A 6,555-nucleotide genomic window follows, 5' to 3' on the forward strand; every position below is an offset into this window, starting at 1 on the left:
GGTAATCTATGCGAATTGGTTTATTTACAGATACCTATTTTCCTCAGGTTTCAGGTGTTGCGACCAGTATTCGAACCTTGAAAACCGAACTTGAAAAGCAGGGGCACGCTGTTTTTATCTTTACGACGACAGATAAGGATGTCAATCGTTATGAAGATTGGCAAATTATCCGCATTCCAAGTGTTCCCTTCTTTGCTTTTAAGGATCGTCGCTTTGCCTATCGAGGATTCAGCAAGGCGCTTGAAATTGCTAAACAATATCAACTGGATATTATCCATACACAGACAGAATTTTCTCTTGGCTTGTTGGGGATTTGGATTGCGCGTGAATTGAAGATTCCAGTCATCCATACCTATCACACCCAATACGAAGACTATGTACATTATATTGCTAAGGGGATGTTGATTCGTCCTAGCATGGTAAAGTACCTGGTCAGAGGTTTCCTGCATGATGTGGATGGGGTTATTTGTCCGAGTGAGATTGTCCATGACTTGCTATCTGACTATAAGGTTAAGGTTGAAAAACGAGTCATTCCAACAGGGATTGAATTAGCCAAGTTTGAACGTCCAGAAATCAAGCAAGAAAATCTGAAAGAACTATGTAGTAAACTAGGGATTCAAGATGATGAAAAGATGTTGCTGAGTCTTTCGAGAATCTCCTATGAAAAAAATATTCAAGCAGTACTAGCAGCCTTTGCAGAAGTTCTGAAAGAGGAAGACAAGGTTAAACTGGTAGTTGCTGGGGATGGACCTTATCTGGATGATCTCAAAGAGCAAGCCCAGAAACTAGAGATTCAAGACTCTGTTGTCTTTACAGGGATGATTGCTCCTAGTGAGACCGCTCTTTACTATAAGGCGGCAGATTTCTTCATCTCGGCCTCAACAAGTGAAACGCAAGGTTTAACTTACTTGGAAAGCTTAGCTAGTGGGACGCCTGTCATTGCTCACGGAAATCCTTATCTGGACAATCTTATCAGTGATAAAATGTTTGGAACCTTGTACTATGGGGAACATGATTTGGCCGGAGCTATTTTGGAAGCCCTGATTGCAACTCCAGATATGGATGAGCATACCTTATCAGAGAAATTGTACGAGATTTCAGCTGAGAACTTTGGAAAACGAGTGCATGAGTTTTATCTGGATGCCATTATTTCAAATAACTTCCAGAAAGATTTAGCAAAAGATGATACGGTCAGCCAGCGTATCTTTAAGACAGTTTTGTATTTACCGCAACAGGTGGTTGCTGTGCCTGTAAAAGGCTCTAGACGAATGCTGAGGGCTTCAAAAACACAGTTAATCAGCATCAGAGATTATTGGAAAGACCATGAAGAATAGAAAGAGGAATAGCTATGAAAAAACAATTGATGAGAAGTGGTAGTGATCAAAAAATTGCTGGGGTATGTGCTGGGGTCGCAAATTATTTTGATATTGATCCGACTATTGTTCGTGTAATATGGGGTGTTCTTGCATTTTGTTATGGGGCAGGAATTGTAGCTTATATCATTTTATGGATTATTGCGCCGGTAGCAAGTGACTATTGAAAACTAGCTAAATTCATGCTAAGATAATAGAAAATAGAATGTAACGAAGGAGATAAAAATGGCATTTGGAGATAATGGAAAACGTAAAAAAACTATGTTTGAGAAATTAACCTTGCTTATCGTACTTATCATGTTAGTAGCAAGTATTTTGGGTATTTTTGCAACTGCAATTGGTGCCCTCAGTAATCTATAAAATAGATTCAAGAAAATTTTGTGACTGGGATTTCCCAGCCCTTTTTTAAAGTGAGAAGAAAAAATGAGTATGTTTTTAGATACAGCCAAGATTAAGGTCAAGGCTGGTAATGGTGGCGATGGTATGGTTGCCTTTCGCCGTGAAAAATATGTCCCTAATGGCGGTCCTTGGGGTGGTGACGGTGGTCGTGGAGGTAATGTAGTCTTCGTTGTAGACGAAGGTCTACGTACTCTCATGGATTTCCGCTATAATCGCCATTTCAAGGCTGATTCTGGTGAGAAAGGAATGACCAAAGGGATGCATGGTCGTGGTGCTGAGGACCTTAGAGTTCGAGTACCACAAGGTACGACTGTGCGTGATGCTGAGACAGGCAAGGTCTTGACAGATTTGATTGAACACGGTCAAGAATTTATCGTTGCCCACGGTGGTCGTGGTGGACGTGGAAATATTCGTTTCGCGACACCAAAAAATCCTGCACCGGAAATCTCTGAAAATGGAGAACCAGGTCAGGAACGTGAGTTACAATTGGAATTAAAAATCTTGGCAGATGTTGGTTTAGTAGGCTTCCCCTCTGTTGGGAAATCAACACTTTTAAGTGTTATCACCTCAGCTAAGCCTAAAATTGGTGCCTACCACTTTACGACAATTGTGCCAAATCTAGGAATGGTTCGTACCCAATCAGGTGAATCCTTTGCAGTAGCTGATCTACCAGGTTTGATTGAAGGAGCTAGTCAGGGAGTCGGTCTGGGAACTCAGTTCCTCCGTCACATCGAGCGTACACGTGTCATCCTTCACATCATTGATATGTCAGCTAGTGAAGGGCGTGATCCATATGAGGATTATCTTGCTATCAATAAAGAGCTAGAGTCATACAATCTCCGTTTGATGGAGCGTCCACAGATTATCGTAGCCAATAAGATGGATATGCCTGAGAGTCAGGAAAATCTTGTAGAATTCAAGAAAAAATTGGCTGAAAACTACGATGAATTTGAAGAGTTACCAGCTATTTTCCCAATTTCTGGATTGACCAAGCAAGGTTTGGCTACGCTTTTGGATGCTACAGCTGAATTGCTAGACAAGACACCAGAATTCTTGCTCTACGACGAGTCAGATATGGAAGAAGAAGCCTACTATGGATTTGATGAGGAAGAAAAAGCCTTTGAAATTAGTCGTGATGACGATGCAACATGGGTACTTTCTGGTGAAAAACTCATGAAACTCTTTAATATGACCAACTTTGATCGTGACGAATCAGTCATGAAATTTGCTCGCCAGCTTCGTGGTATGGGGGTTGATGAAGCCCTTCGTGCGCGTGGTGCTAAAGATGGGGATTTGGTCCGCATTGGTAAATTTGAGTTTGAATTTGTAGACTAGGAGACTGATATGGGAGATAAACCGATATCTTTCCGAGATGCGGATGGTAATTTCGTTTCTGCCGCAGATGTTTGGAATGAAAAGAAATTGGAAGAACTATTTAATCGTCTCAATCCAAATCGTGCCCTGAGATTAGCACGAACTAAAAAAGAAAATCCATCTCAGTAAAGAATATAACAAAATTCCGTGCCACATCAGACACGGAATTTTCTTATTCTTCAAAGAAAAATGGTGGAGCGAATTTTTTCAGTTCTTCAAAGCATCTTTGAGCAGCTTCTGCATCTTCGCAGATGACAAGGCAGACATCATCACCACAGAGAGTAGCGATAGCGTCAGAGAAACTTAATGCATCAATGATAGAACCAAAGGATTGCGCAAGTCCAGGAAGGGTTTTAAGGAGGACTTGGTGTTGAACGGGACGCATCAAGACAAGAGCATCTTCCATGTAGATTTCGAGACGTTTCTCCCATTTTGAGATAGAGCCTGTATTGAGCACGTAGTAAGAGTTGTCTTCTTCACGTACTTTTGAGAGGTTCATACTTTTAATATCTCTCGAAAGTGTAGCTTGTGTAACTTGAATATCATTATCGGCAAGAAGAGCTTGTAGCTCAGCTTGAGTATGAATCTTGTTTTTCGTTACAAGAGCTCGTATGAGTTGGTGTCGGTGTTCAGATTTATTCATAAAATGTTACTCCTTGTACTGGGTACAGAAAGCGTGGACGGAACGAAATCGTCAGTCGGGTGGTAAGCGGTATTGTCACGTATGATGATTTCAAAGTCAGTAGTATAGGACTAAATGGAGAAAATCCCACTCTTTTAACTTGTCACTAGTTGAGTGTAGATGAATTGGGTATCTATCCGTTTATCTACATTGGTGTCCTCTACTAACAGTAAATCATTCAATTAGGGTAGCCTTTTGTCACGACTTATTGTGAATTTATGATTAATGTTAATTCACAAAGATTTTTCAACATGTGGTGTGGTAGCGAGTATTATTAATGAGTACACATGTTGGTTAGGGTTTTAGTATCTTTTGTCAAAGCTTCCGTGTAGACCTATCATAAGCCTATATCGGGATTGCATTTGATACCAAGTTTATGTGTAGTTTGACTGTTCAAGTGGAAATCTTCCATATTGAAAGTCTGATATCATACCTTTTGACAAGGTAAGAGAAGTGTAGACTGTTCAAGATCGACAGTCAGGTGGTAGTCAGTATTGTCACGGATGGTGATTTCAAAGTCAGTAGTATAGAGGACTAAACGAAGAGTATCTCCTTCTTTTAACTTGTAAATAGTTGGTTGCAGTTCAAACTGGATATCCATCCATTCATCTGCCTTAATATCCTCTACTAACAGTAAATCATTTCTATTTTGCAAATTGAGGTAGCCTTTTGTCACGACGCGATGTGCATTTTCACGAAAAGGCAATTCGTTAAGATTTTCCAACATGTGGTAGCGACCGTTGTCAATGGTTCTAGCACTTAAAACAGCTGGATAAGGTTGTAGGTATTTCTTTTGTCCATGTTCCAGTAGTTGGGCTGATAAGAGACCCTTGTTTGTACTGGATTTGATACGAAGATTGAGTTGAGCTCGACCGTTCAAGTGAATGTCTTTAGTTACAGGAAGGTCAATAGTAATCTGATTGACTTTCCCTTGATAAAGTTCTGTATTGAAGGTCTGGTATGTCTTACCATAACGCTCAAAATCTTTATCTGAGTACTGGTTTTGAATAACTTGCTCTTCTTGACCAAGTGAGAATGTTTCAAAGTTATCTTGCTCACCGAAGGTATCAAGTGATAACCAAGTCTGAGGAGCTGTATTATCCTGCCAAATGACAGTAGGGAGTTGAAAATCTGTATCTTCTCCCAGTAATTTCTTAGTCAATAAGGCATTCATGGACTCACGGAAATCAATGGACTGCCAGTTATTCATATAAACATGGGCACCATTATGGAAAAAGAGGTGCTTATTTATATTATCAGGAAGGGCGTGAAACATCTGATAAACATGAAGTGGTTTGACATTCCAATCCTGTGAACCATGAGTAAAGACAACCTCTGCCTTTACCTTATGAGCATTGAGCAGATAATTGCGGTCATGCCAAAACTGATTATAGTCACCAGATTTGCGATCTAACTGCTTTTTTACTTTTTCTAAGTCAGTTTGGTGATCTTCATTGCCACGAATATAGTCGCCAGCCAAGAGATTACGAGAGTAGGTTAGTTCTGCAAGGGAGTCAAAGTCCTCACCTGGATAACCACCTGGGCTAGTTACCAGACCGTTTTCACGGTAGTAGTTGTACCACGAAGAAATACCAGCCTCGGCAATAATAACCTCTAAACCATCTACACCTGTAGTCGCAAGACCATTGGACATGGTACCTAGATAGGAAAGTCCAGTTGTAGCTACTTTTCCATTTGACCAGTCAGCCTTGACTTGACGTTGGCGCGTGTGGTCAGTAAAAGCACGGCAACGGCCATTAAGCCAATCGATGACATTTTTATAAGCCTCGATTTGCTGGTAGTCTCCATTAGTCATGAAACCTGTGGAGTCTTTGGTACCAACACCTGAGACATAGAGATTAGCAAAACCTCGTGGAAGGAAGTAGTCGTTGAGAGTATAGCTAGCGTTGATGTGCGTTAGCTTTTCCTCAGCTTCTGACACAAGCTCAGCTTGACCTTGGGGTTGGACGAGATTTAGTTGAGGTTCCTCTAGCTCAATCTTGTGAGCAGGTTTAACCTCGAGATTGCCCTCCATCTTGTAAAGAGCTTTATCGCTGGCTTTATCATTTGTTCCCTGATGATAGGGACTGGCAGTCATGATAGCAGGAATTTGGCCGTCATAACGAGGACGAATAATGCTGACCTTGACTAAGTCTGGAAGACCTTTTTGGTCAGTATCGACACGTGACTCAACGTAAACGACTTCTCGAATGGCATCATGGCTAGAAAAAGTAGCCAAACTCTTGCCGTTAAAGTAGCGATAGTCATTATCCTCAGAAATAAGACCGTCACTGACAAGTTGGTCGATAAGAGTGTTCCCCTTTTTGGTACGAGTATTGAGTAACTGATAGAGATTTTCAATCAAGTCACCATATACAATGGGAAATCCAGTCTCTTTACGAAAAACATCACTGTCTTCAAAATCAACCAAATAAGAAAAACCTAAAAGTTGAAAGACTACAGTATAGAAAATATCTGCAGTCAACTCTTTATCTGACTGAAAAAATGTCAGTAAGTCAGTTTCTTTATCAGCTGCTAAACTGGATAGGGGATAGGTGCTATCTTTGTAATTAAAAAAGAAACGAATAAGAAACGCTTCAAGCATATTTTTATTTGTAATGTTGACTGGTAAATCAAACCCGTACTTTTTTAATTCAAAGATAATTGTATCTCTAGGTAGCGCTAAATAGCTGAATTGATTAAAACGCATAGAACCTCCAATAAAAT

The 6,555-nt window shown here is 40.4% G+C and carries 7 protein-coding genes; 5 read left to right on the forward strand and 2 right to left on the reverse strand.

Features of this window, described 5'->3' with window-relative positions; genetic code table 11:
- The first annotated feature begins 8 nt into the window (after positions 1-8).
- The 5 genes from OCF95_RS00070 to OCF95_RS00090 all read left to right on the forward strand — a co-directional run bounded on the left by OCF95_RS00070 (position 9) and on the right by OCF95_RS00090 (position 3,275).
- Complete coding sequence (locus OCF95_RS00070; protein WP_261010873.1) at positions 9-1,334, forward strand: glycosyltransferase family 4 protein; 1,326 nt, start codon at positions 9-11, stop codon at positions 1,332-1,334.
- Between the two features lie 14 nt (positions 1,335-1,348).
- Positions 1,349-1,540, forward strand: coding sequence for a PspC domain-containing protein (locus OCF95_RS00075; protein WP_000744434.1), 192 nt, complete (start codon positions 1,349-1,351; stop codon positions 1,538-1,540).
- A 58-nt stretch (positions 1,541-1,598) separates the two neighbouring features.
- Positions 1,599-1,733: a DUF4044 domain-containing protein gene (locus OCF95_RS00080; RefSeq protein ID WP_000863852.1), complete on the forward strand. Its 135-nt coding sequence runs from the start codon at positions 1,599-1,601 to the stop codon at positions 1,731-1,733.
- A 63-nt stretch (positions 1,734-1,796) separates the two neighbouring features.
- On the forward strand, positions 1,797-3,107 hold the full coding sequence (gene obgE / locus OCF95_RS00085) for a GTPase ObgE (protein WP_000061647.1): 1,311 nt from the start codon (positions 1,797-1,799) through the stop codon (positions 3,105-3,107).
- 9 nt (positions 3,108-3,116) lie between these two features.
- Positions 3,117-3,275 carry a hypothetical protein gene (locus OCF95_RS00090; protein ID WP_001808548.1) on the forward strand — a complete coding sequence of 53 codons (159 nt, stop codon included), beginning with the start codon at positions 3,117-3,119 and terminating at the stop codon, positions 3,273-3,275.
- 43 nt (positions 3,276-3,318) lie between these two features.
- Here the strand turns inward: OCF95_RS00090 and OCF95_RS00095 are convergent, their stop codons facing one another.
- Together OCF95_RS00095 and OCF95_RS00100 are read right to left on the reverse strand one after the other, a co-directional pair.
- Positions 3,319-3,789 carry an arginine repressor gene (locus tag OCF95_RS00095; protein ID WP_020902899.1) on the reverse strand — a complete coding sequence of 157 codons (471 nt, stop codon included), beginning with the start codon at positions 3,787-3,789 and terminating at the stop codon, positions 3,319-3,321.
- A gap of 466 nt (positions 3,790-4,255) precedes the next feature.
- Positions 4,256-6,538: a Xaa-Pro dipeptidyl-peptidase gene (locus OCF95_RS00100; protein WP_261104550.1), complete on the reverse strand. Its 2,283-nt coding sequence runs from the start codon at positions 6,536-6,538 to the stop codon at positions 4,256-4,258.
- Positions 6,539-6,555 lie beyond the last annotated feature (17 nt).

The sequence above is a fragment of the Streptococcus mitis genome (assembly GCF_946188615.1).
Lineage (GTDB): Bacteria > Bacillota > Bacilli > Lactobacillales > Streptococcaceae > Streptococcus > Streptococcus mitis_BZ.

What these genes read in the sequence shown, in the direction of transcription:
- OCF95_RS00070 (WP_261010873.1), top strand. Translation starts at nt 9, where the DNA reads ATGCGAATTGGTTTATTTACAGATACCTATTTTCCTCAGGTTTCAGGT.
- OCF95_RS00075 (WP_000744434.1), top strand. Translation starts at nt 1,349, where the DNA reads ATGAAAAAACAATTGATGAGAAGTGGTAGTGATCAAAAAATTGCTGGG.
- OCF95_RS00080 (WP_000863852.1), top strand. Translation starts at nt 1,599, where the DNA reads ATGGCATTTGGAGATAATGGAAAACGTAAAAAAACTATGTTTGAGAAA.
- obgE (WP_000061647.1), top strand. Translation starts at nt 1,797, where the DNA reads ATGAGTATGTTTTTAGATACAGCCAAGATTAAGGTCAAGGCTGGTAAT.
- OCF95_RS00090 (WP_001808548.1), top strand. Translation starts at nt 3,117, where the DNA reads ATGGGAGATAAACCGATATCTTTCCGAGATGCGGATGGTAATTTCGTT.
- OCF95_RS00095 (WP_020902899.1), bottom strand. Translation starts at nt 3,789, where the DNA reads ATGAATAAATCTGAACACCGACACCAACTCATACGAGCTCTTGTAACG.
- OCF95_RS00100 (WP_261104550.1), bottom strand. Translation starts at nt 6,538, where the DNA reads ATGCGTTTTAATCAATTCAGCTATTTAGCGCTACCTAGAGATACAATT.